General features: G+C 66.4%; 21 protein-coding genes. 9 read left to right on the top strand and 12 right to left on the bottom strand.

The features are described 5' to 3' along the window. Positions 1-43 precede the first annotated feature (43 nt). From HZF05_RS00610 to HZF05_RS00590, 5 genes are all read right to left on the bottom strand, one after another. A complete protein-coding gene (locus tag HZF05_RS00610) occupies positions 44-1,318 on the bottom strand; it encodes a cation:proton antiporter (protein ID WP_343046799.1) in 1,275 nt (424 codons plus the stop codon). A 61-nt stretch (positions 1,319-1,379) separates the two neighbouring features. Next, on the bottom strand, positions 1,380-2,360 hold the full coding sequence (glpX, locus tag HZF05_RS00605; protein ID WP_160364697.1) for a class II fructose-bisphosphatase: 981 nt from the start codon (positions 2,358-2,360) through the stop codon (positions 1,380-1,382). 79 nt (positions 2,361-2,439) lie between these two features. After that, positions 2,440-3,747: a homoserine dehydrogenase gene (locus HZF05_RS00600; RefSeq protein WP_160364696.1), complete on the bottom strand. Its 1,308-nt coding sequence runs from the start codon at positions 3,745-3,747 to the stop codon at positions 2,440-2,442. 77 nt (positions 3,748-3,824) lie between these two features. Continuing rightward, the gene (locus HZF05_RS00595; protein WP_160364695.1) at positions 3,825-4,220 is read right to left on the bottom strand and encodes a glycine zipper 2TM domain-containing protein; all 396 of its coding nucleotides are present in this window, start codon (positions 4,218-4,220) and stop codon (positions 3,825-3,827) included. Positions 4,221-4,350: 130 nt separating this feature from the next. Next, a complete protein-coding gene (locus HZF05_RS00590) occupies positions 4,351-5,562 on the bottom strand; it encodes an LL-diaminopimelate aminotransferase (protein WP_160364694.1) in 1,212 nt (403 codons plus the stop codon). Positions 5,563-5,744: 182 nt separating this feature from the next. Between HZF05_RS00590 and HZF05_RS00585 the strand changes: the two genes are divergently transcribed. The 3 genes from HZF05_RS00585 to clpS all read left to right on the top strand — a co-directional run bounded on the left by HZF05_RS00585 (position 5,745) and on the right by clpS (position 9,186). Next, on the top strand, positions 5,745-7,439 hold the full coding sequence (locus HZF05_RS00585) for a PHA/PHB synthase family protein (RefSeq protein ID WP_160365210.1): 1,695 nt from the start codon (positions 5,745-5,747) through the stop codon (positions 7,437-7,439). 135 nt (positions 7,440-7,574) lie between these two features. Next, positions 7,575-8,543 carry a phasin family protein gene (locus tag HZF05_RS00580; RefSeq protein WP_160364693.1) on the top strand — a complete coding sequence of 323 codons (969 nt, stop codon included), beginning with the start codon at positions 7,575-7,577 and terminating at the stop codon, positions 8,541-8,543. A gap of 319 nt (positions 8,544-8,862) precedes the next feature. After that, positions 8,863-9,186, top strand: coding sequence for an ATP-dependent Clp protease adapter ClpS (clpS, locus tag HZF05_RS00575; RefSeq protein WP_026095298.1), 324 nt, complete (start codon positions 8,863-8,865; stop codon positions 9,184-9,186). A gap of 7 nt (positions 9,187-9,193) precedes the next feature. On the opposite strand, the gene HZF05_RS00570 is transcribed toward clpS, so the two are convergent. Further along, positions 9,194-9,880 (bottom strand): NUDIX hydrolase, encoded by a 687-nt coding sequence (locus HZF05_RS00570; RefSeq protein WP_343046798.1) that lies wholly within the window; start codon positions 9,878-9,880, stop codon positions 9,194-9,196. A 90-nt stretch (positions 9,881-9,970) separates the two neighbouring features. Between HZF05_RS00570 and HZF05_RS00565 the strand changes: the two genes are divergently transcribed. Next, positions 9,971-10,189, top strand: a complete 219-nt coding sequence (locus tag HZF05_RS00565) for a hypothetical protein (RefSeq protein WP_160364691.1) — start codon at positions 9,971-9,973, stop codon at positions 10,187-10,189. Between the two features lie 324 nt (positions 10,190-10,513). On the opposite strand, the gene HZF05_RS00560 is transcribed toward HZF05_RS00565, so the two are convergent. Continuing rightward, positions 10,514-10,744, bottom strand: a complete 231-nt coding sequence (locus HZF05_RS00560) for a hypothetical protein (RefSeq protein WP_160364690.1) — start codon at positions 10,742-10,744, stop codon at positions 10,514-10,516. Positions 10,745-10,815: 71 nt separating this feature from the next. Between HZF05_RS00560 and HZF05_RS00555 the strand changes: the two genes are divergently transcribed. Beyond that, positions 10,816-11,031: a hypothetical protein gene (locus HZF05_RS00555; RefSeq protein ID WP_160364689.1), complete on the top strand. Its 216-nt coding sequence runs from the start codon at positions 10,816-10,818 to the stop codon at positions 11,029-11,031. Between the two features lie 36 nt (positions 11,032-11,067). Here the strand turns inward: HZF05_RS00555 and HZF05_RS00550 are convergent, their stop codons facing one another. Next, positions 11,068-11,565 (bottom strand): glycine zipper 2TM domain-containing protein, encoded by a 498-nt coding sequence (locus HZF05_RS00550; protein WP_425505597.1) that lies wholly within the window; start codon positions 11,563-11,565, stop codon positions 11,068-11,070. Between the two features lie 134 nt (positions 11,566-11,699). Here HZF05_RS00550 and HZF05_RS00545 point away from each other — a divergent pair, with 134 nt between their 5' ends. After that, positions 11,700-12,110 carry a DUF2065 family protein gene (locus HZF05_RS00545; protein WP_220129646.1) on the top strand — a complete coding sequence of 137 codons (411 nt, stop codon included), beginning with the start codon at positions 11,700-11,702 and terminating at the stop codon, positions 12,108-12,110. A gap of 42 nt (positions 12,111-12,152) precedes the next feature. Here the strand turns inward: HZF05_RS00545 and HZF05_RS22360 are convergent, their stop codons facing one another. Then, positions 12,153-12,437 (bottom strand): energy transducer TonB, encoded by a 285-nt coding sequence (locus HZF05_RS22360; protein WP_425505606.1) that lies wholly within the window; start codon positions 12,435-12,437, stop codon positions 12,153-12,155. A 497-nt stretch (positions 12,438-12,934) separates the two neighbouring features. Here HZF05_RS22360 and HZF05_RS00535 point away from each other — a divergent pair, with 497 nt between their 5' ends. Next, complete coding sequence (locus HZF05_RS00535) at positions 12,935-13,675, top strand: class I SAM-dependent methyltransferase (protein WP_160364687.1); 741 nt, start codon at positions 12,935-12,937, stop codon at positions 13,673-13,675. A 34-nt stretch (positions 13,676-13,709) separates the two neighbouring features. On the opposite strand, the gene HZF05_RS00530 is transcribed toward HZF05_RS00535, so the two are convergent. The 3 genes from HZF05_RS00530 to HZF05_RS00520 all read right to left on the bottom strand — a co-directional run bounded on the left by HZF05_RS00530 (position 13,710) and on the right by HZF05_RS00520 (position 19,435). After that, positions 13,710-16,076, bottom strand: a complete 2,367-nt coding sequence (locus tag HZF05_RS00530; RefSeq protein WP_160364686.1) for a TonB-dependent receptor — start codon at positions 16,074-16,076, stop codon at positions 13,710-13,712. A 124-nt stretch (positions 16,077-16,200) separates the two neighbouring features. Continuing rightward, positions 16,201-17,637, bottom strand: coding sequence for a cytochrome-c peroxidase (locus HZF05_RS00525; protein ID WP_160364685.1), 1,437 nt, complete (start codon positions 17,635-17,637; stop codon positions 16,201-16,203). Between the two features lie 82 nt (positions 17,638-17,719). After that, complete coding sequence (locus HZF05_RS00520) at positions 17,720-19,435, bottom strand: phospholipase C (protein ID WP_160364684.1); 1,716 nt, start codon at positions 19,433-19,435, stop codon at positions 17,720-17,722. Positions 19,436-19,843: 408 nt separating this feature from the next. Here HZF05_RS00520 and HZF05_RS00515 point away from each other — a divergent pair, with 408 nt between their 5' ends. Continuing rightward, on the top strand, positions 19,844-20,449 hold the full coding sequence (locus HZF05_RS00515; protein WP_246331443.1) for a lytic transglycosylase domain-containing protein: 606 nt from the start codon (positions 19,844-19,846) through the stop codon (positions 20,447-20,449). Then, complete coding sequence (locus tag HZF05_RS00510; protein ID WP_160364682.1) at positions 20,446-20,754, top strand: TrbC/VirB2 family protein; 309 nt, start codon at positions 20,446-20,448, stop codon at positions 20,752-20,754. Before HZF05_RS00515 ends, HZF05_RS00510 begins: the two co-directional genes overlap by 4 nt. Position 20,755: the final 1 nt, after the last annotated feature.

Below are 20,755 nucleotides of genomic sequence, written 5' to 3'. Positions count from 1 at the left end.
GCCCTAGCGGATGATGACGGGCCTGTGAATCGAGCTTCTGGAATCAGGCCTCGGCCGCCCTCAGCACGACATGGCCGACGCGCGGCAGCAGCAGCTTCAGCAGCGGCCCGGTCATCAGCGTCGTCGCTACCGCCATCACCACCAGCATCGTGAACATGGTCTGCGGCAGAAAGCCGAGATCGAAGCCGATGTTGAGCACGATCAGCTCCATCAGCGCGCGGGTGTTCATCAGGCTGGCAAGGATCGAGGATTCGTTGGTGTCGAAGCCAGCGGTGCGCGCGGCGAGGAACACCGGCACCAGCTTCCCCCCGATCGCTGCCGCCAGCACCAGCGCCAGCCAGCCGAGATCGCTCGGAGCCAGGCCCAGCAGGTTGGTGCGCAGGCCGGTGAAGGTGAAGAAGACGGGCAGGAAGAAGACCAGGGTGAAATGCCCAGCCTGCCTGTGCCAGGCCGCGACGAATTCGGTGTGCCGGTGGAAGAGCAGGCCGCAGGCGAAGCCGCCGAAGATCGCGAAGATGCCGATCTGGTAGGTGGCGATGCCGAGCGCGAAGGTGAGGCACAGCACCGCCGCCATCAGGTTCGCGGGCAGGCGGCCATCCACCACCGGATAGCGGCGCACCAGCCAGTCCGCCAACGGCGAGAGCGGGAAGCGCAACACCAGCAGCAGTGCGCCGATCGCCAGCAGGCGCCAGAGCAGGAAGGTGGTGGAGAACATCGTCGTCGCATAAGCGGAGATGCAGGCGAGCATCACCCAGCCCACCACGTCGTTGATCGCGGCCGCCGAGATGGCGACGACGCCGATCGGGGTACGGGTCAGCTCGAACTCGCGCAGGATGCGGCCGAGGATCGGCACCGCGGTGATCGCCAGCGCGACGCCGCAGAACAGCGCATAGGTCAGCGGATCGATCGACGGTGCGATGCTCGGCTGCGAGGCGAAGCCCAGCCACAGGCCGAGACCGAACGGCACGACGATCGATCCGATCGCGATCAGCAGGGTGGCGCGCTTCATCTTGGCGGAGCGGAGGTGGCCGAATTCGAAATCCGCGCCGATCTGGAACATCAGCAGGATCAGGCCGATCTGGCTCAGCATCGTGATCGGCGGGCTGGCCTTGGCACCGAAGATCGAGAGCGAGATGCCGGGGAAGAAATGGCCGAAAAGCGACGGCCCGAGCATCAGGCCGGCGACGATCTCACCGATCACGCCCGGCTGGCCCATCGCGCGGAACACGCCGTTCAGGATCCGCGCCGCGCCGATCATCAGGATCAGCTGCAGCAGGATCGAGAACAGCAATTGCTCGTTCGCGTGCACCGACGCCACCGGAAACCCCTCCCGTGTTTTTCGGGAGGATTAGGCTCTTGGCTTACGCTGTCAACGCCACTCAGCGGGGCTTGTGGTGCTCGCCCTTCACCCAGCGGATGGTGCGCGAGGAGGCGCGCATCACCACGCTCTCGGTGGTCAGCACGCCGTCCTTGCGGCGCTTGACCCCATCGAGCAGCGAGCCGTCGGTCACGCCGGTGGCGGCAAAGATCGCGTCGCCCTTCACCAGATCCTCGAGCTGGTAGATGCGGTTGAGGTCGGTCACGCCCCACTTGGCGGCGCGCGCCTTCTCGTCGTCGTTGCGGAACAGCAGCCGGCCCTGGAACTGGCCGCCGACGCACGACAGAGCCGCCGCCGCGAGCACACCCTCGGGCGCGCCGCCCGAGCCCATATACATGTCGACGGTCGATTCCGGATCGGTCACGGAAATGACGCCGGCGACGTCGCCGTCCGGGATCAGGTGCACGCCGCAGCCGAGCGCGCGCAGCTCGGCGATCAGCTTCTCGTGGCGCGGGCGATCGAGCACCATCACTGTGATCTCGCCCGGTTCCACGCCCTTCGCCTTGGCGAAGGCGGTGACGCGCTCGGTCGGCGTCTGGTCGAGGCTGACGAGGCCGCGCTCATAGCCCGGCCCGATCGCCAGCTTGTCCATATAGACATCGGGCGCATTGAGCAGGCAGCCATCCTCGGCGATCGCCAGCACAGCGAGCGCGTTGGGGCCGGCCTTGGCGGTGATGGTGGTGCCTTCCAGCGGATCGAGCGCGATGTCGATCTTGGGGCCTTTGCCGGTGCCGACCTTCTCGCCGATGTAGAGCATCGGCGCCTCGTCGCGCTCGCCCTCGCCGATCACGACGGTGCCGTCGAACTCCAGCTCGTTGAAGGCGGCACGCATCGCCTCGACGGCGGCGGCGTCGGCCGCCTTCTCGTCGCCGCGCCCGATCAGCTTCGCCGCCGAGATCGCCGCCGCTTCCGTGACGCGCACCATTTCGAGAACGAGAACGCGATCGAGAACCTGACTTGCGGCGATACTGCTGGTCGACATGACGACTCCTTGAATTTGCCGGGACGGGCGAGCGATAGGGAAGCCCGGTTACGATGTCGAGAATGGCAGCGCTGGACTCTCAGACATCCAGGATGTGCATCAGCATCGGCGCGCCGATCAGGCTCTGCGAGCCTTCGAGACGGGCGAGCGCGTCGCTGACGGCGCGTTCCGGCCCTTCATGCGTCACCATCGCGACGAGTACGCCGCCGTCGGGCGTGGTGCCGCGCTGGATCAAGCTCTCGATCGAGACTCCTGCATCGCGCATGGCCGCCGCTATCTCGGCGAGCACGCCAGGCCTGTCGGCGACGGAGAAGCGGAGGTAGGCGCGTCCGCGACGCTCGCCGGCGGGCGCGGGCGCCATCTCGGCGAGGCTTTCCACCGGCATGGCGAAGGCGGGGCCATATTCGCCGCGCGCGATATCGATCAGGTCGGCGACGACGGCGGAAGCGGTCGGGCCTTCGCCCGCGCCCCGGCCCTCGAAGAACAGGCGGCCGACGAAATTGCCCTCCGCCACCACCGCGTTGAGCGAGCCGGCGACATGGGCGAGCGGATGGTTCGCCGGCACCAGGCAGGGTGCGACGCGCTGGAACAGGCCGGCGGTGGTGCTGCCCTCGGGCTGCGCCTCGGCGAGGCCGACGAGGCGGACGCGATAGCCCAGCGCCTGCGCCTGCGCGATGTCGGCGGCGATAACGTGGCGGATGCCGGATATGGCCGCCGCGCCGAAATCGATCTTCGATCCGAACGACAGCGAGGCGAGGATCGAAAGCTTGTGCGCCGCATCGACGCCATCGATGTCGAAAGACGGGTCCGCTTCCGCATAACCGAGCCGCTGTGCCTCGCCGAGCACCTCGGCGAAGTCGCGGCCCTCGGCCTCCATCGTGGTCAGGATGTAATTGCAGGTGCCGTTGAGGATGCCGTAGACGCGCCCGATCGCATTGGCCGCCGCGCCCTCGCGCAGCCCCTTGATCACCGGGATGCCGCCCGCGACCGCCGCCTCGTACTTGAACGCGACGCCCTTGCCCTCGGCGTCTCCCGCAAGACCGAGGCCGTGATGCGCGATCATCGCCTTGTTGGCGGTGACGAAGTGACGCCCGGCCGCGATGGTACGCCGCGCCAGTGTCAGAGCCGGGCCGTCGGCGCCGCCGATCAGCTCGACCACCACGTCGATATCCTCGCGGGCGGCGAGCTCGGCGGCATCATCAACCCAGTTGAAACGAGCGAGGTCGACGCCGCGATCACGGGTACGGTCGCGCGCCGAGACGGCGACGATCTCGATCGCGCGGCCGGCGCGACGCTCGACGATCTCGCGGTTGGTGTCGATCAGCTTGATCACCCCGGCCCCCACCGTGCCGAGACCAGCCAGAGCGACGCGCAACGCTTTCGACATCAAAAACCCTCCCGAGTGACCAGACGTCGCTGGCACGTCGGGAGGGTCAGGGCAAGCCGATTAAGCCTGGATGAGGCTTAACGGCACTTCACGTTGCCGCGATCGATCGAGCGGCCGAGCAGCGCGCCGCCGCCGGCGCCAAGCAGCGTGCCCAACGTGTTGCCGCCGATCGCGTTGCCGAGCAGGCCGCCGCCGATCGCACCGATCACCAGACCGGTCGTGCCGTCGTTGCGGCGGCAGTAATAGCGCCCGTCGCCACCGCGATAGACACGGTCGTCACGACCGAGGCGACGCGCCTTGTAGCGGCGATCGTAATGATAGGAGCCCTGCGGGTTCCAGTCGTGGCGATCGCCCTGCCAACCATAATGGTTGCCATTGTCATGGCCCCAATGCTTGGCCATCGCAGGCGCGGGCAGCGCCATCGGGGTCGCCAGCATCGACAGGGCGACGGCACCGAACATCAACTTCTTCATGGGTCCACTCCTCTTGCGTCCCCCCAGAACCGGCCGGGCGCCCGAAGGTTGCCCGGCCAAATCCTGATCTGGGTTATGCGCTCAGAAGTGTGGCACGTCCATGAACCGCTTCGTCAGCGAAACGAAAGCTTCAGACCGCCTTCGCCGTGGTCGGCGTGTTGACGCCCATCGACTGGAGGTAGCGTTTGATGTTGCGCGCCGCCTGCCGGATGCGGTGCTCGTTCTCGACGAGCGCGAGGCGGACATAGCCCTCCCCCTCCTCGCCGAAGCCGACGCCCGGCGCCACCGCGACCTGCGCGTGGGTGAGCAGCTGCTTGGAGAATTCCAGCGCGCCGAGATGGGCGAGTGCCGGCGGGATCGGCGCCCAGCAGAACATCGAGGCCTCGGGCGGGGGTAGCTCCCAGCCGGCGCGGCCGAAACTCTCCACCATCACGTCGCGGCGGCGCTTGTAGAGCTGGCGGTTCTGCTCGACGATGTCCTGCGGGCCGTTGAGCGCCGCCACCGCCGCCGCCTGGATCGGCGTGAAGGCGCCGTAATCGAGGTAGGACTTCACCCGCGTCAGCGCGCCGATCAGCGTCTTGTTGCCGACGGCGAAGCCCATGCGCCAGCCGGCCATGGAATAGGTCTTGGACATCGAGGTGAACTCGATCGCCACGTCCTTGGCGCCCGGCACCTGCAGGATCGAGGGCGTCGGCGTGTCGCCGAAATAGATTTCCGAATAAGCGAGATCGCTGAGCACCCAGAGCTTGTGCTCCTTCGCGAAGGCCACGACCTGCTCGTAGAAGGCGAGGTCCGCCACATAGGCGGTGGGGTTGGACGGATAGCCCATGACCAGCACAGAGGGCTTGGGCACGGTGTAGGCAACGGCATGTTCCAGCCGCTTGAAGAAATCCGGCCCCGGCGCCGCCGGGATCGATCGGATCGCGGCGCCCGCGATGATGAAGCCGAAGGTGTGGATCGGGTAGCTCGGGTTCGGCGCCAGCACCACGTCGCCCGGCGCGGTGATCGCCTGCGCGAGGTTGGCGAGGCCCTCCTTGGAGCCCAGCGTCACCACCACCTCTGTCTCGGGATCGAGATCGACCCCGAAGCGGCGCGCATAATATCCGGCCTGCGCCTTGCGCAGCCCCTTGATGCCCTTCGACGCGGAATAGCCATGCGCGCCCGGATCGCGCGCGACCTCGCAGAGCTTCTCGATGACGTGCGGGGCGGGCGCGCCGTCCGGATTGCCCATGCCGAGATCGATGATGTCCTCGCCTGCCGCGCGCGCCGCTGCCTTCATCGCGTTCACTTCGGCGAACACGTAGGGGGGCAGACGACGGATACGGTAGAATTCCTCGGACATTCGAAACGACCTTTTCCCAAAGACTTTTGAACGGCTCGCCACCATGGCGGCGGGCGCGCTATAGCCGAATCGCGGGCGCCGTCACAGGCGCGAGTGGACGGAGAGGACGATTGGCCGAGACGACCGACACGCTCGAAGCGATCCAGCCCACCCTCGAGGAGATCCAGCACTGGACCGGCGTGATGGGCCGCGCCCAGCAGCTGATCCTCGAATATGCGTCGAAACAGTCGCTGCAGGTCCCTTCCGCGCCCAATCTGCCCGATTTCTCGGCGCTGTGGACCAATCCGCAACCGGTTTCCTTCGATACCGACAAGCTCGCCGACGCGCAGGCCGACTTCTGGAAGGAGAGCCTGACGCTCTGGCAGCGCTTCCTCGATCCCGGCTCGGTCCCGGCGCCGAAAGGCGACAGCGATCGCCGCTTTTCGGCGCCGCAGTGGCGCGATCTGCCGCTGTTCGATCTGATCCGCCAATCCTACCAGATCGTCTCCGAGCATATGCTCCGCTCGGTCGAGGCGATCGGCGGGCTCGCGCCCAAGCAGCAGGAGCAATTGCGCTTCGCGACGCGCTCGTTCGTCGAGGCGATGTCCCCCTCCAACTTCGTCGCGACCAACCCGCAGGCGCTCGAGAAGATCATCACGTCGCGCGGCGAAAGCCTGCTCAGGGGCATGGAGAATCTGCTGGCCGATCTCGATCGCGGCCAGCTGACCCATTCGAATCGCGGTGCGTTCGAGGTGGGCCGCGACCTCGCCTCGACGCCGGGCAAGGTGATCCACGAGACCCCGCTCTACCAGCTGATCCAGTACGCCCCGACCACGAAGGAGGTCGCGAAGATCCCGCTGGTGATCTTCCCGCCGTGGATCAACCGTTTCTACATCCTCGATCTCAAGCCCGAGAAGAGCTTCGTCCGCTGGGCGGTTGCCGAGGGGCTGTCGGTATTCATGGTCTCGTGGAAGTCGGCTGACGAGAGCCTCGCCCACATCACGCTCGACGATTACGTCTCCGCGCAGATCGACGCGATTGACACGATCCGCGATCTGCTCGGCGTCGAGGCGGTGCACGCGATCGGCTATTGCGTCGCCGGCACCACGCTGGCGACGACGCTCGCCTGGCTGTCTGCGAAGGGCGAGGCGGAGAAGGTCGCCTCGGCCACCTTCTTCACCGCGCAGGTCGATTTCGCCGATGCCGGCGACCTCACCTTGTTCGTCGACGACACCCAGCTCGATCTCGCGGCGGGGCTGGCCGGGGACAAAGGCTATCTCGACGGCCGCTACATGGCCGCGACCTTCAACCTGCTGCGCGGCAAGGACCTGATCTGGAACTATGTCGTCCAGAACTACCTGATGGGCGAGGACCATACCGCCTTCGACCTGCTGCACTGGAACGGCGACGTCACCAACCTGCCCGCCGGCTGGCACCAGAGCTATCTGCGCGATCTCTACCGCGACAATCTGCTGGCGAAGCCGGGCGCGCTGACCGTGATGGGCGTGCCGATCGATCTCAGCCGCGTCGCGACTCCGGCATATGTGCAGGCCGGGCGCGAGGATCATATCGCGCCGCCGCAGAGCGTGTGGAAGATCACCGAGCATTTCCGGGGCCCATTGCGCTTCGTGCTGGCGGGTTCCGGCCACATCGCCGGCGTGGTCAACCCGCCGGCCTCGGGCAAGTATCAATATTGGACGAGCGACGCTCCGGCCGAGACGCTCGACCAGTTCGTTGCGGCTGCGAAAGAAACCAAGGGTAGCTGGTGGCCGCACTGGCGTAGGTGGATCGCGGATTGCGACGGCGAGACCGTCTCTGCCACGCGTGCGCGCATCCCCGGCAAAGGCAGGCGCAAGGCCATCGAGGATGCGCCCGGACGCTACGTCATCGAGCGCTGACACGGTTCGTCGCAGTCCCTTTTCGCTTCGGCCCATATTTTATGCTGCAGTGCACAATAAGCGCTTGCAGCATGAACCGCGATTGTGTATTGTGCATCGCAACATAAGCGTAACAGTGCTGCCGGAGCGGAATTCATGGCCGACGAGACGAGCAAGCCCGCGACGCCCAAGGCGCCTGCGACCGAGCCCAAGCCCCCGGTGGCGGCGAAGCCCGCCGCGCCGGTCGCCGAAGCCAAGCCCGTTGCCGTGGACACTCCGAAGCCTGCGCCGAAGCCCGCCGTAGTGGCCAAGGCCGCTGCCCCGGCACCGGTGAAGGCCGCGCCCGCTCCGAAGGCTGCCGCCGCGAAGCCGGCGCCGAAATCCGCCGCTCCGTCGGCCAAACCAACACCCGTCGTCGCGAAGTCCGCGCCGGTGGCTGCCAAGACGGCGCCCAGCGCGCCCAAGACCAAGTCGGCACCCGTGGCTCCAGCTCCCCAGCCGAAGCCTGTCGAAGTGTCCGCTACCAAGGTGGAACCGAAGGCCGAGGCGCCCGCCCCCGCAAGGGCAGCGCCGAAGCCCGCCGTGAAGGCAGCCGTGACGAAACTTGAGACGGCCCCAGCCGCCGTCCTCATCGAGGGAAGCAAGACCATGAACGACACCGTGACCAAGGCCCAGGAAACCGCCAAGAAGTTCACCGCCGATGCCGGCGAGAAGATGCAGGCCTTCTTCGGCGATGCCAGCGAGCGCGCCAAGGCCAATTACGAGAAGAGCCTGAAGCTCGCCGAGGAAATGTCCGACTTCGGCAAGGGCAATGTCGAGGCGATCGTCGAATCCGGCAAGCTGGCCGCCAAGGCCGCCGAGTCGCTCGGCCAGGAAGCCGCCGATTATGCCCGCAAGTCGTTCGAGAGCAGCACCGCCGCGTTCAAGACCTTCGCGTCGGCCAAGTCGCCGACCGAACTCTTCAAGCTGCAGAGCGACTATGTGAAGTCCTATTTCGAGAGCGCCGTCGCCGAGAGCACCAAGGTGACCGAGGCATGGCTGAAGCTGGCCGGCGACGTCGCCCAGCCGATCTCGAATCGCTATGCGGTCGCGGTCGAGAAGGTGAAGGCCACCGCCGCCTTCTGATCTCTTCCGAGACGGTAACGGGAAAGGGCCGTCCCGCGAGGGGCGGCCTTTTTCGTTTCGACATCAACCCTCCGTTCGCACTGAGTTTGTCGAAGTGCTGCCCTTCTTCCCCGACCACGCAAAAAGGAAGAACCGGGCTTCGACAAGCTCAGCCCGAACGGGATAGGAGCGCGTGCTGGCCCGCTCCTCGTTTTTGCACCGCCCTTGCCATTCGCATCCCCTTGCCCTGCCCCCGCGCAATGCCATATTCTGCTCGATGACCATGCAGCAGCACGACCCCCTCCGCGACACCTGGATTCGCGCCATCTCTGTCACCGGGATGGCCCAGAAGGACGGCGAGGATGCCGGCACCGGCCTCGGCGTCGCGACCCGCACCCGCACGCGCACCAAGAAGCCGTCGCTCTACAAGGTGCTGATGCTCAACGACGATTATACGCCGATGGAATTCGTCGTGCTGTGCCTGCAGCGTTTCTTCCGGATGAGCATCGAGGATGCGACGCGGGTGATGCTCCACGTCCACCAGAAGGGCGTCGGCGTGTGCGGCGTGTTCAGCCACGAGGTCGCCGAGACCAAGGCGACCCAGGTAGTGGATTTCGCCCGGCAGCATCAACACCCGCTCCAGTGCACGATCGAAAAGGCGTGAACCGCCTCTAGTAGCGGAAGGCCGTCGCGAGCGCTTCGCTGGTGACCGGATATCCGGCGTCATCCGGAATACAGAGCCAACGCTCCCCATCGCGCTGCTCGACCCAGGGCGAGATGATGCGCGGCGGAAGCCGCTCCGCTTCCGTGCGCGCCTCCTCGAAGCTGCCGAATCGCGCCAGCCGCTCCAGCAGCCGCCGCGTGGGGAAGATCGCGCGACCGTCACCTCGGGCACAGCGATCGAGCACATCGCGCGCTGTCGCCCAAAAGGCCTGGCTGCTTTCTTCCCCGTCCGCCACCGGAACGACATCGCGATCGATACAGGCGAGGTAGAAACGCGTGTCGAACCGGCGGATCACCTCCTCGTGCACGGGAAGCCAGCGCGCGAAGGGAATCAGATCGGCCGGCGATGCCTCGACATCGATGCCGGTTTCCTCGGCGGTCTCGCGAATTGTGGCAATGCGGGCCGCCGCGTCGACCGGATCGATGTCCGGCAGATCGCGCCCGGCCCGCGCCCGATCCTCGGGGTCCACCCGCCCACCGGGAAAGACATAGGCGCCGGCCGCGAAGACCAGGCCGCTGCCGCGCTGCACGATTAGATATTCCGGATCGCCCGAAACGCGCTCACGCATCAGGATCAACGATGCCGCATCGATCGGCGGCGTCTGCGGCGCATCCATGTGTCCCGAAACTGGCAACCGGCTTGCTCATTTGTCATTTTGCTGCTGCGTCGCAGCGTGAGATAGTCATTGTCGCACATTCCTGTGCATCGGCGAAAGGGCGTCACCATGCCCAACAAGATGGCCAGCATGCTCTGCCGCGTGGTCGGCCACCGCCGGTTGCGGACGAAGGTGTGGCATGACGGCGTCGACTATCGCGCGCCGTGCGCCCGGTGCGGCACGCCGCTGATCCGCGACATGCACGGCGGATGGCGGCCGTTCGACTGGGGCAAGGATGCGCCGCCCGGCTCGCAGGAACGGTCGGGGCGCCCGCACCACGACAGCTGATCGCGCTCATTCGGCGCCGTCCCGAGCATAGACGTCCGCGATGAAGCCCACGCCTTTCGCGGTCGGCACGGCCGTGAGGTACGTCAGATAGACCGGCACCGGCTGAGGGAGCGACACATCCTGCTCGGGCTGCTTAGAGCTTGTGGTGAAATTATATTGCCGATCAGAAGCCGGCCGATCGCGGCGGCATCCTCCAGCCGCACGCAACCGTTGCTCAAGTGCCGGTCCGGTTTGCCAGCAGCGCGCGTTTGGGCGTGTCGTCGACGATAGGTTCATCGGGACGAGAGGTGGCCGCCGTTCGGTGCAAGGTTGAGGGATATGCGGTCACCCCTGATCGACGAACGGGTACCGCGCGCGGATCGCGTCGATCGACCGCTCGACGATCGCGACCTCGTGAATCGCGCCGGCGGGGCGGATGTCCCAGTTGCAATGCGCGTGGGTGTCACGCGAATAGACCTTCACGCCGCCGACGATCTTGCGCCACCGCGCCGTGCCGCCCCCATGGGATTTCGCGAGGTCTCGCACCAGCAGGTCGCGCAGTTCGGAACCGGTCATCCCCGCCCCGTGCCGTGATCCGCCGTCGATGTCGAGTGGCGGGCTTCCTCGCGCGCTGATAAGGGAGGGCTATGCGATCACTGCTCCTCCTGCTGCTCGGCCTCGTCGCTGGGGCGGTGCTGTTCCACCTCTACTATCTGGGCCTCACGCCGACGCATCGCTGCGCGTGGGATCATCCGATCGACGCCAGCGCGCACGACGCCTGCGTATCGCGCGCCAGCTTCACCGGCTATGCCAACGGCGCGCGCAAGGCGCTCGACCATCTGATCGACGACGTCAGCCACTGAGGCTCCCCTCCCCGCGTGGGAAGGGGAGCCGTCAGTTCACCTACAGTGCACCTCGCCCTTGTCGACCGAGCGGCCGAGCAACGCGCCGCCGCCAGCACCCAGGATCGTGCCGAGCGCGCCGCCACCGCCGAGGATGGCGCCCAGCACACCGCCGCCGATCGCGCCGACCACCGTGCCGGTCGTGCCGTCCGAGCGCTTGCAGTAATAGCGGTTGTCGCTGCCGCGATAGACGCGATCGTCGCGGGTGATCACGCGATCCTGGCCCTGCTCGTCGCGATAGTCGCGACTGGGATCGTAGCCCGGAGGCGCATCGCGATCCCAATAGCCGCCGCGATCGCCGCGCGGAGCGCCGTTGTCGTAATAGCCACCCGGCGGGGGCGGCGGACGATCGTGATCGTAATAGCCGCCGGGCGGCGGCGGCGGAGGCGGCGGTGGGCCGTAGCCGCGCGGGCCGTCATCATCGCCATAGCAGCCGGCCAGCGGCAGCAGCATCGCGCAGGCCATCAAGGCCGACATCGATCGTTTCATGGGCATCGTCTCTCTCCCCTCGGGACCGCGAACAGTCGCGGCGACTGCCCCACAACGCCGGATCAGCGCTTTATCTCCCCTGAACCCGTCGTTTCGCCTCCGTTCAGGAACGACCCCGTCGCACGGCGCGTTTTCCACGCATGATCCACACGCTCACCGTTCTGACGCTCGACCTCGCGACCGCGATCGGTCTCTACTGGATCGCGGCGGGGATCGGCCTGCTGCTGTCGCCCGAGCGGATGCGCGCGATGGTGGACGATCTGGTGCGCGTGCCGGGGCTGACCTACGGGATCGGACTCGGCGTGTTCGCGATCGGCACCGCAATCCTGATCCCGCACCATGTCCTCTACGATCCGCTGAGCGTCATCGTGACGTTGCTGGCCGCGATCTTCGCGCTGGAAGGGCTGCTTCTGATCGCGGTGCCGCAGGTGCTGGTGCGGATGGCGCAGCCGTTTCTGGCGAATGCGCGGCTGTGGGCGATCGTCAGCGTCGCGCTGGGCGTGCTGATGCTGCTCGCGGGGCTGACCGGGCGGGCGGATGCGCTGCCTTGATAATTGCCGATTATCCGCCTCAGGTTTTTGCGACCGCGCCGATTAATCCTTCGGGATCTGCCACCGAACAGTCTGTGTATCGCTCTCCGCAACGACCCTACCCGCCCGGTCTCGCGCCGGCCAGTATCGGGCGTGGAGGGTGAACACGCCGCACGCCGTCCCATCCAACACGACGGAGCCGCTGCTTTTCGTCACCCGGCAGTCCCGCGCCAATCCATCCGCACCGACCGTGTAGCGAAAGGTCACCGGTCCCTGCAGATTGTCACGTAGTGCGGAGGGCGGATAGTCGTCGTCGGTAAACCAAGAGCCGGGACTATCCTCCGCCATGGCTCGTCGAGGAAGGGCGGTACGGGGATCGGGACGCTGCGGCCGGTCGGCGATGGGCCGGACCGGCTGGAAATTGGTATCGGATGGCGCTGCACGGTCCATCGTGGCGGGTCGATCGGGTTCGAATATGTGCCACAGGTCCTTCCCCAGCGCGGCACCCGCGATGAGCAGCGGGATAGCGATCCGGATCAGCCGACGTGGCGCGTATCGATTACGACGAGGCGGTGCGGGATCGTCGCTATAGGGGTCCCACGCATCGAAAGGCCGGGAGCGGCGGCGATCACCATAACGCATGAAATTGGATGCCCGTCTTCGCCCCGATCGAACCGACGAGACGGTGGCACAGCGCTCATCGACGCTCAAGCATCGTCTGATCGATGCGGGCCACACACCTTGACGATCACGTTCGTCGATTCCCGCCAGCCGTTCGCAGAAACCCGCTTCCCCAGCGCCCGCACCCCGCGCCCACTGCTCCCATCACACCCGGGGAGCCTGCCATGATCAAAGCCTTCGCCTTCGCCCTGCTCGCAGGCACCGCCGCCATCGCCGCCGCGCCTAAGCTGCCGGCCAACATCGCCCACGCCGCCGCCGATCCGGCGCGCCACGACGATGCCGCCAAGGATGCCACCCGCCACGGCCCCGAGCTGCTCGCCTTCGCCGGCGTGAAGCCCGGCCAGACGGTGATCGACCTGATCCCGGGCGGCGGATACTGGACGCGGCTGTTCGCCGGCGCGGTCGGCGCGTCGGGGCATGTCTATGGCGTCTGGCCGGCCGAATATGCGAAGGTCGATGACGACGAGCCTGGCCCATACAAGGCGCTCGCCACCGGCTATCCCAACGTCACGGTGCTGGAGCAGCCCGCCGCCGCGCTCGCCGCGCCGGAGCGGGTCGACCTGATCTTCACCGCGCAGAACTACCACGATTATCCCGACCCCTTCATGGGGCCTACCGATCCTGCCGTGCTGGACAAGGCGGCGTATGCGGCGCTCAAGCCAGGCGGCGCCTTCCTGGTGATCGATCATGTCGCCACCGCCGGCAGCGGATTGCGCGACACCAACACGCTCCACCGGATCGATCCGGCGGTGGTGAAGGCGCAGGTGACAGCGGCCGGCTTCCGCTTCGTCGGCGCGAGCAAGCTCCTCGCCAACCCGGCCGACGATCACACGAAGAAGGTGTTCGACAAGACGATCCGAGGCCACACCGACCAGTTCGTCTATCTGTTCCGCAAGCCCGGCTGAGGCGGCGGGGCCGGCCCGCCGCCTCGCTGGATCATCAGAAGCTCTTCTTGACGCTGACGAACCACTGGCGCGGCGCGCCGGCCAGCATCGTCTGCGAGTCCCCGCTGGCGACGAAGCCGTTGGAACCGATCGTCCCGATATACTTCTTGTCGAACAGGTTGGTGACGTTGGCCGTCACGTTCAGCCCGTCGAGCGCGCCCATGCCCCTGATCGTGTAGCCCGCAGAGGCATCGACCAGCACGCGGCCCTTCACCGAAACGTCGTTGGTGTAGGTGACGTAGCGCTTGGACATATAGTCGGCGCCCATGCGGAACATGAACTGGCCGTCGTCATAGACGACCTCGCCCTTCACCATGTTCTTGGGGGTGTCGACGACATTGTCGCCCTTGTTGACCTGCAGCTTGCCGGCCGCGTCGATCACCGTGTTCTCGTATTTGGAGCTGTTGTAGGAATAGCTCGCGAAGATCGAGAGCGGGTTGAGGATGCGGTAGTTGACCGACAGCTCCGCGCCGTAAGTGTGCACCGAACCGACGTTGGCGAGCGTGTTGGCGAGGCCCTGGATGCCGACGCCGTTGGTGATCACCAGCAGGCGGTTGGAGAAGTTGACATAATAGCCGACCGCCGAGGCCTGGAGCGGCCCGTAATGGACGCGGACGCCGCCTTCCGCCGTCTTCGAACGCTCGGGCTTCAGCTTGCCGGCGATGGCGTTGAAGCCCACCTGCGTGGTCGAGAACGGCCCGGTCGTCGCGGACGAGACGAAGGCGCGCATATTCTCGGTATAGTCGCCGAACACCTCGGCATTGGGCGTCACGTGATAGACGAGGCCCGCCTGCGGCTGGAACCAGTCACGCGCGCTGATCTGGCCGGAAGCGAGGCCGCCATCCACCCGCATGTTGGCGGTGTTGATGACGTTCACACCCTTCCAGCCGCCGTTCAGCACGAGCTTGTCGTCGAGCAGCTTCAGCGTGTCCTCGACATGGTACTGCCAGGTCTGGGTGTCGTACTTGCCGTCCCACGAGGTGAGGAAGGGGTTGCTCTGGAAATCGAGCGTCGGGCGCGACTGCACGTCGCTGTCGTCGAGGCCGTAATAGCGGCGCGCCTGATCGAAGCTGTTGCTCTCGAACCAGCCGCCGATCTCGAACGTGTTGGGGCCGTGCTCCCAGGTCGCAGCGCCGATCAGGCCGCCGCGGCTGATGCGGTATTCGGTGGTGCGGAAGGAGAGCGCGCCCGGATCAGCGATGACGGTACCGTCCTGGTTCAGCGCGCCGGCCGGCGTGGGCTGGTAGGGGGTGATCCAGCTGCCCTGGCCCTTGTTGTTATGATAGTAGCCGGTCGCCTTCAGGTTGATTTCGGGCGTCAGGTGCGCGTCGAAGGTGACGCCGCCCAGCCAGTCGCGGCGCAGGCCGCCGGCGTCGGCATATTCGTCGTCCACCGTGCCGAAGCCCGCCGGGAAGACGATGCCCTCGCCGAACCACGGCTCCGGCTTGCCTTGCGAGAAGGCGACCTGGTTCTGGTAGATCTTGGCGAGCTCGACGGCGAGCGGATAGTTGCCGGTCAGGTTGTCGTCACGCAGGCCGCGGCGGCGGATGATGTCGTAGCTCAGATCCTGATAATCGGTCTCGCGGCGATCGGAGAAGTTCGCAAAGGCCGAGATGCTGCCGAGATCGCCGAGATCCTCGACGATCTTGGCGTTGACCTGGTGCTGACGCTGCGGGCCGTCACCCTTCCACTTGTCGGCGTGGAGGAAGGCGTAGCTCAGATAGCCCTTGAGGCCGCTGCCGCCGATGTCGCCCGAATCGATGCGGACATAGGCGCGCTCGGTATCGTCGGCGCCATACGAGCCATTGACGGTGAGCCCCATCTTTTCCTTGGGTGAATCCGAGAAGAACTGGATGGTGCCGCCAAGGTTGCTGGTCGACGCGGTGCCGAGCGCGCCGGCACCCTGCGCCACCTCGGTGCGGGCGACGTTCTCGGAGATGATCGCGCGGCTGATGTGCAGGCCGTTGACGTTGCCGTAGCTCATGTCGCCGAGCGGCACGCCGTCGAGCGTGAAGCCGAGCTGGTTCTGGTTGAAGCCGCGCAGCGAGATGCGCACCGCCCATTCATAGGCGCCGAATGGATCGGCCGCCTGGAAATTGACGCCGGGAAGCTTCTCGATCGCCTTGAGCGGGCTGGCGCCCGGCACGATTCGCGCGATGTCGGCGGCGTTGATCTCCTGCACCTGGCGGCTCTTGCCGAAGCCGAGCACCACGATCTCCTGCGACGAGTCGTCGGCCGGTGCATCGGACGAGGCGGCGGGCGCCGCAGCATCGGTGGCGACAGCCGTGTCGGCGGCGAAGGCAGCGGCAGGCAGCAGCGCGACGCAGGCCACGCCGGCGAGCAGGCGGAACGACATCTTCATGAATAAGCCCCCTTGATGCTGGGCGCGGAACCGCGCTCTCGCAGGCTGCATGGAGGGAGTCCGTTTCACCTCCGCGATGGATTTGCGTCAGTTCGGTGTCGTTACGATCCGGTGACGCGATCGCTCAGTAGCCGGCGCTTTTGTCGCCATCGTTCAGCGTGTTGAGGAAGGCGATGATATCCCGCACCTCGGCGTCGGTCAGCGCCGGCCGGTCGCCCGGCTTGCGATCCAGCGGCTGGTCGGCGACATCGATATTGGCGCGATAGGCCTGCGGCAGATCGTCATATTTGTGGACCTTGCCGGTTGCGTCGTGCGGATAGACGCGGCCGGGCTGGACGTCGCGCAAATTGTAGAAATCCACCACCTGCTTCAGGTCGTGATAGAGGCCGTTGTGGAAATACACGCCGCGTCTCGCGCTGTTGCGCAGAGTCGGGGTCAGGAACATGCCGCAATATTGGGTCTGCTTCGCCAGATCGGCGCGCAGCGGGCCGCACAACCCCATGTCGAAGAAGCGCGGATCGCGATTGACCGCGAGGCGGCGGTTGCGCGGCACGCCGAGCGCCTCGTACTCGGTGTCGGTGAAGAGCGGCGGGAGGCCGTCGGCGGTCGGCTGACTGAGGTGGCAGCCGGCGCAATTGCCCTTGGCGGGATCGTTGAACAGACGCAGGCCGCGCATCTCGGCATGGCTGAGCCGCGCCTTGCCCTCCAGCCAGTGATCGTACTTGCTGTCGAAGCGGTGGAAGGATTGTGCTTCCACCTGGAAGCGCGACAGCGCCGACATCGCCTCGGTGAACAGCATCGCCGGCTGGTTGAGGATGTCCTTGCCGAAGATCGGCTTGAAGTCGTTCGCATATTTCGCGCGCGCCAGCTTGGCGGCGACGTCGTACATGCCTTTGTTGGCCATCTCGGCCGGGTTCATCATCGGGCCCTTGGCCTGATCCATGAACGTGTCCTCGCGTCCGTCCCAGAACAGGCCGCCGCTCGGCACCATCTGGTTGGCGGCCGGTGCCGTGCCCGCCGACTTGGTGGCGCGGGCCGTGCCCTGCGCCTGCTGCGCGAGCTGGTCGAGCGGCGTCGGATTGTCGTTCTCTTCGGTCGCCGGGCCGATACCGAACGGCCCCTGGCGATAGAGATAGGCGAGCGAAGGCGGAGGGCGCAGCCCCTCGGAGGCCATGGTCGGCCCGCCGAGCTGCACGTCGCGATCGTCGGGCGGGCCGTAGGAGCGCGCCGGATCGTGGCACGACGCGCAGGACTGGCGGCCCGACGCGGACATCGACGGATCGTGGAAGATCTTCTGCCCTAGCAGCGCCAGCGCGCTCAGCGGCTGCACCTGCGGGCGCACCAGCACCACCGGATGCGGATTCTCGCCGCTGACGTCCTCAATCATTCGGTCGAGCGAGGACGGCGCCTTTTCGGGATGTACGAGAAAGAAGCCGATGGTGCCGGCCACCAGCAACAGGGCGCCGCCGACCCCGCCCGCTGCCCAGCGCCAACCTGTCGATCGCGCGTTCGGCGCGGCGGCGGGATCGGCGGACGAGAGGGTGCTGGGCTGGTGGTTCATGGCACTTCACAAGGCTGGAAAAAGGAGAACCCTCCCGCCGGGATCGCCGGCGGGAGGGTCATTCTCGTCGGCCGTTCGCGCGTTACGCGGGAGCGGACGAGGTCTTCTTGCCGGTCGTCGGATCGAGGAAGACCGGGGTGGTGTGCGGGGCGGACTGGAAGTCGAACATGTCCATGATGTTGCCCGCGATCGCGTCGTTCGAGCCGCCGCCGAGACGCTGGCCATTCAGCCAATTGTCCTCGATGAAGCGGACGACCGAGGACTGGGTGATCGGCGTCGAGGAAACGTAGTTCACCTTGGCGTAGGGCGAGATCACCAGGAACGGGGTCCGGGTGCCCGGGCCGCAGCGGCCGTTGACCTGCTTGCCGTTGACGTCGAGCGCCTGCTTGGCGTTCGGGCCGGTGCAGGTGCCCGCCGAGTTCATCTGGTCGGCGGTCGGATCGAACGACGAGTTCAGGATATTCGGCGCGGAATGATCGTACCAGCCGTCCGAGTCGTCGTAGGTGACGATGACGGCGGTGTTCTTCCAGTCCGGCTGCTGCTGGAGGAAGTTGATCACCTTGGTGACGAAGGCCTGCTCGTCGAGCGGGTTGGAGTTGCCCGGATGGGCATCCTGGAAGGCCGGGGCCTTGATATAGCTGACCGAAGGGAAGTTGCCCGCGCTCACTGCGGAGACGAAGTCGTTATAGTCGTACTGGTGGTTGACCGCCTTGTTGGTCGACAGCGTGGCCGAGTGGACGTCGACCGGGCCGTCGGTGGTCTCGGTGTGGCCGATCATCGCCGTCGAGCTCGGGCGGCTGTGGTTCGGGTTCAGCGTCGAGGCGTAATACTGGAACCAGGCATGGTGCTGGACATAGTCGTTCACCGTGCGGTTGGTGTTCGGCGAGACGGTGCTGCGCGTGCACTTGGTCGGATCGCCGCCGGTGCCGTTGGCATTCTTGGCGGTCAGATCGAAGCCGCCCATGAAGCCGCCCCAGGTGATCTTCGCCGAGTTGAGCAGATCACCGATATTCTTGCCCGCCATGGTGGCGGTGATGGCGGCGTTGGTCGAGCAGATGTCGCCCTCCGGATCGCCGTCGTTGATCATGGTGAACTTGCCCTGCCCGTCGGCGATGGTGTCGCCGGGGATCAGCTTGTCGGCGCCAGAGGTGGTGCCCGAGATCACGTTGATCGCGCCCGGCGTCGACGGACCGAAGCTGTCGGTATAGGCGTTGTCGCTCATCGCGAAGTTCTGGGCGTAGTTCCACATCGCGGTGACGGTGTTGCCGTCGAAATAGCCCATCACCTGCGCGACCGTGCCGAACGCGCCGGCGCCGCCGGCCGAGCCCTTGCCGGTGTAGGCGACGAACGAATCCATCTTCAGGTTGTTCGTGGCCTGCTGCTCGGGCGTGTAGGCGTGGTTCTGGCTGGACGTGTCGAACTGCGCGCGATCGAGCCGGAACGGGTTCATGTAGCTCGCCGGGAAGCCCGCCGCCGACGCCTTGGCGATGTTGGCCGCGCTGGTGGTGTTCGGGTTCGCCGTCAGCAGCGAGGCGCTGCGGATGTAGCCGTTGACGTTGGCGACGTTCGACGGCGCGTTCGCCGAATCCGGAACCGGCTCGCCGGCCGGATTGGCCGACTGCGGATAGGTGCCGAAATAGTGATCGAAGGACTCGTTTTCGCCGAAGATCACGACCAGATGCTTGATCGGGGTCGCGGTCGCCAGCGCATCCTGTTCGGACAGCGCGGGCGGCGTGGTGCCCCCGGTCTCGCTGCTGTCGTTGTGCGAATGGCCGCAGGAGCTCAACAGGAGCGCCATGCAGGCCACTTTCATCGATGAAGATAACCGCGTGCGGATCATTATGGTCTCCACAGCCGACGGCAGCGCGCACCCGCAACGGGCGCACGTCCGTACAGAAAATCCAGGCCAGCAAAGCTGCAGGTCACGGCCCCCGTGCCCATGCCGGACCCACCACCGGAACGTGACAGAGGCGTGACGACCGTACATTAACAGTTTTTAATGTTCGGGAACCGTCGGGCAACATTCAGTAAAACGGGCGAGTCTTCGCCATATTATTTCCGGTATGAAATAATTTTCAGACATCATCTTCGTTTCGTCAACGAATTGACGCCGAACTGTCATGTGGTTTGTCGATGCAGGCCCGAGCGATCCGGAATCGCTGACTTTCGCATGAGCGGGGCGGACTTGCGGCTTTGGGCGGCATCGTTGGCGTTTTCCATCCTGCCGCTGGGCGGCGGGATCGCGCATGCCGATGTGCTGGAGATCGACGACCAAGGCACGGTCCATGTCCGCACGGGCGGGGCGGAGGTGCAGTGGATCGATCCTGCCGCCGCGAACGCCGAGACTGGGGACGATCTGCCCGCCATTCCCGTTGCGGCCGTCACCGAGATCGCCGCGCCGGCACAGGTGCCCGACGCGCTGCGAGCGCCGCTGGAGACGGCGGCGGCGCATTATGATCTCAGCCCGCAGCTGCTCGCCGCTCTGGTCTGGCAGGAAAGCCGCTGGCATCCGGCGGCGGTCAGCGCCAGGGGCGCGGTCGGTCTCGCCCAGCTGATGCCGGGCACCGCCCGCGCTTTGGCGGTCGACGCCAAGGACCCCTCCGCCAATCTCGACGGCGGCGCGCATTATCTCCGCCAGATGCTCGATCGCTTCGACGGCGATGTCGAGCGTGCGCTCGCCGCCTACAATGCCGGTCCGGGCCGGGTGGTGCGTGCCGGCGGCCTGCCGCGCATCGCCGAGACCCGCGCCTATGTCTCCACCATCATCGACCGGCTGACGCCGGACCTTTCGACAGGACTCGCCACCAGATGACCAAGCGTATCGCCGCCCTGATCGCGGCCGCCCTCCTGCCCTCCTCGGCCTTCGCGCAGGCGGCAGGCGCCAACCCCGCGGGCTCCGGCCCGATTGTCGCCGCGCTCGGTTGGCTGCAGGGCACCTTGATGGGCAATGTCGCCACCGCCGTCGCCGTGATCGCGGTCGCGATGGTCGGCTTCATGATGCTCACGGGCCGGATGAACTGGCGCTTCGGCGCGACCGTGATCATCGGCTGCTTCGTGCTGTTCGGCGCCGGCGCGATCGTCAGCGGCATCCAGTCCACCGCGATGGTGGCGCACTGAT

Origin of the sequence: Sphingomonas chungangi (assembly GCF_013778325.1) — a bacterium.
Classification (GTDB): domain Bacteria; phylum Pseudomonadota; class Alphaproteobacteria; order Sphingomonadales; family Sphingomonadaceae; genus Solisphingomonas; species Solisphingomonas chungangi.
Note: the sequence above shows the minus strand (reverse complement) of the source record. Positions and strands in the feature narration are given on the sequence as shown.

What these genes read in the sequence shown, in the direction of transcription:
- HZF05_RS00565 (WP_160364691.1), top strand. Translation starts at nt 9,971, where the DNA reads ATGCCCAACAAGATGGCCAGCATGCTCTGCCGCGTGGTCGGCCACCGC.
- clpS (WP_026095298.1), top strand. Translation starts at nt 8,863, where the DNA reads ATGGCCCAGAAGGACGGCGAGGATGCCGGCACCGGCCTCGGCGTCGCG.
- HZF05_RS00550 (WP_425505597.1), bottom strand. Translation starts at nt 11,565, where the DNA reads ATGCCCATGAAACGATCGATGTCGGCCTTGATGGCCTGCGCGATGCTG.
- HZF05_RS00510 (WP_160364682.1), top strand. Translation starts at nt 20,446, where the DNA reads ATGACCAAGCGTATCGCCGCCCTGATCGCGGCCGCCCTCCTGCCCTCC.
- glpX (WP_160364697.1), bottom strand. Translation starts at nt 2,360, where the DNA reads ATGTCGACCAGCAGTATCGCCGCAAGTCAGGTTCTCGATCGCGTTCTC.
- HZF05_RS00580 (WP_160364693.1), top strand. Translation starts at nt 7,575, where the DNA reads ATGGCCGACGAGACGAGCAAGCCCGCGACGCCCAAGGCGCCTGCGACC.
- HZF05_RS00525 (WP_160364685.1), bottom strand. Translation starts at nt 17,637, where the DNA reads ATGAACCACCAGCCCAGCACCCTCTCGTCCGCCGATCCCGCCGCCGCG.
- HZF05_RS00535 (WP_160364687.1), top strand. Translation starts at nt 12,935, where the DNA reads ATGATCAAAGCCTTCGCCTTCGCCCTGCTCGCAGGCACCGCCGCCATC.
- HZF05_RS00520 (WP_160364684.1), bottom strand. Translation starts at nt 19,435, where the DNA reads ATGGCGCTCCTGTTGAGCTCCTGCGGCCATTCGCACAACGACAGCAGC.
- HZF05_RS00560 (WP_160364690.1), bottom strand. Translation starts at nt 10,744, where the DNA reads ATGACCGGTTCCGAACTGCGCGACCTGCTGGTGCGAGACCTCGCGAAA.
- HZF05_RS00595 (WP_160364695.1), bottom strand. Translation starts at nt 4,220, where the DNA reads ATGAAGAAGTTGATGTTCGGTGCCGTCGCCCTGTCGATGCTGGCGACC.
- HZF05_RS00555 (WP_160364689.1), top strand. Translation starts at nt 10,816, where the DNA reads ATGCGATCACTGCTCCTCCTGCTGCTCGGCCTCGTCGCTGGGGCGGTG.
- HZF05_RS00590 (WP_160364694.1), bottom strand. Translation starts at nt 5,562, where the DNA reads ATGTCCGAGGAATTCTACCGTATCCGTCGTCTGCCCCCCTACGTGTTC.
- HZF05_RS00545 (WP_220129646.1), top strand. Translation starts at nt 11,700, where the DNA reads ATGATCCACACGCTCACCGTTCTGACGCTCGACCTCGCGACCGCGATC.
- HZF05_RS22360 (WP_425505606.1), bottom strand. Translation starts at nt 12,437, where the DNA reads ATGGCGGAGGATAGTCCCGGCTCTTGGTTTACCGACGACGACTATCCG.
- HZF05_RS00585 (WP_160365210.1), top strand. Translation starts at nt 5,745, where the DNA reads ATGGGCCGCGCCCAGCAGCTGATCCTCGAATATGCGTCGAAACAGTCG.
- HZF05_RS00600 (WP_160364696.1), bottom strand. Translation starts at nt 3,747, where the DNA reads ATGTCGAAAGCGTTGCGCGTCGCTCTGGCTGGTCTCGGCACGGTGGGG.
- HZF05_RS00530 (WP_160364686.1), bottom strand. Translation starts at nt 16,076, where the DNA reads ATGAAGATGTCGTTCCGCCTGCTCGCCGGCGTGGCCTGCGTCGCGCTG.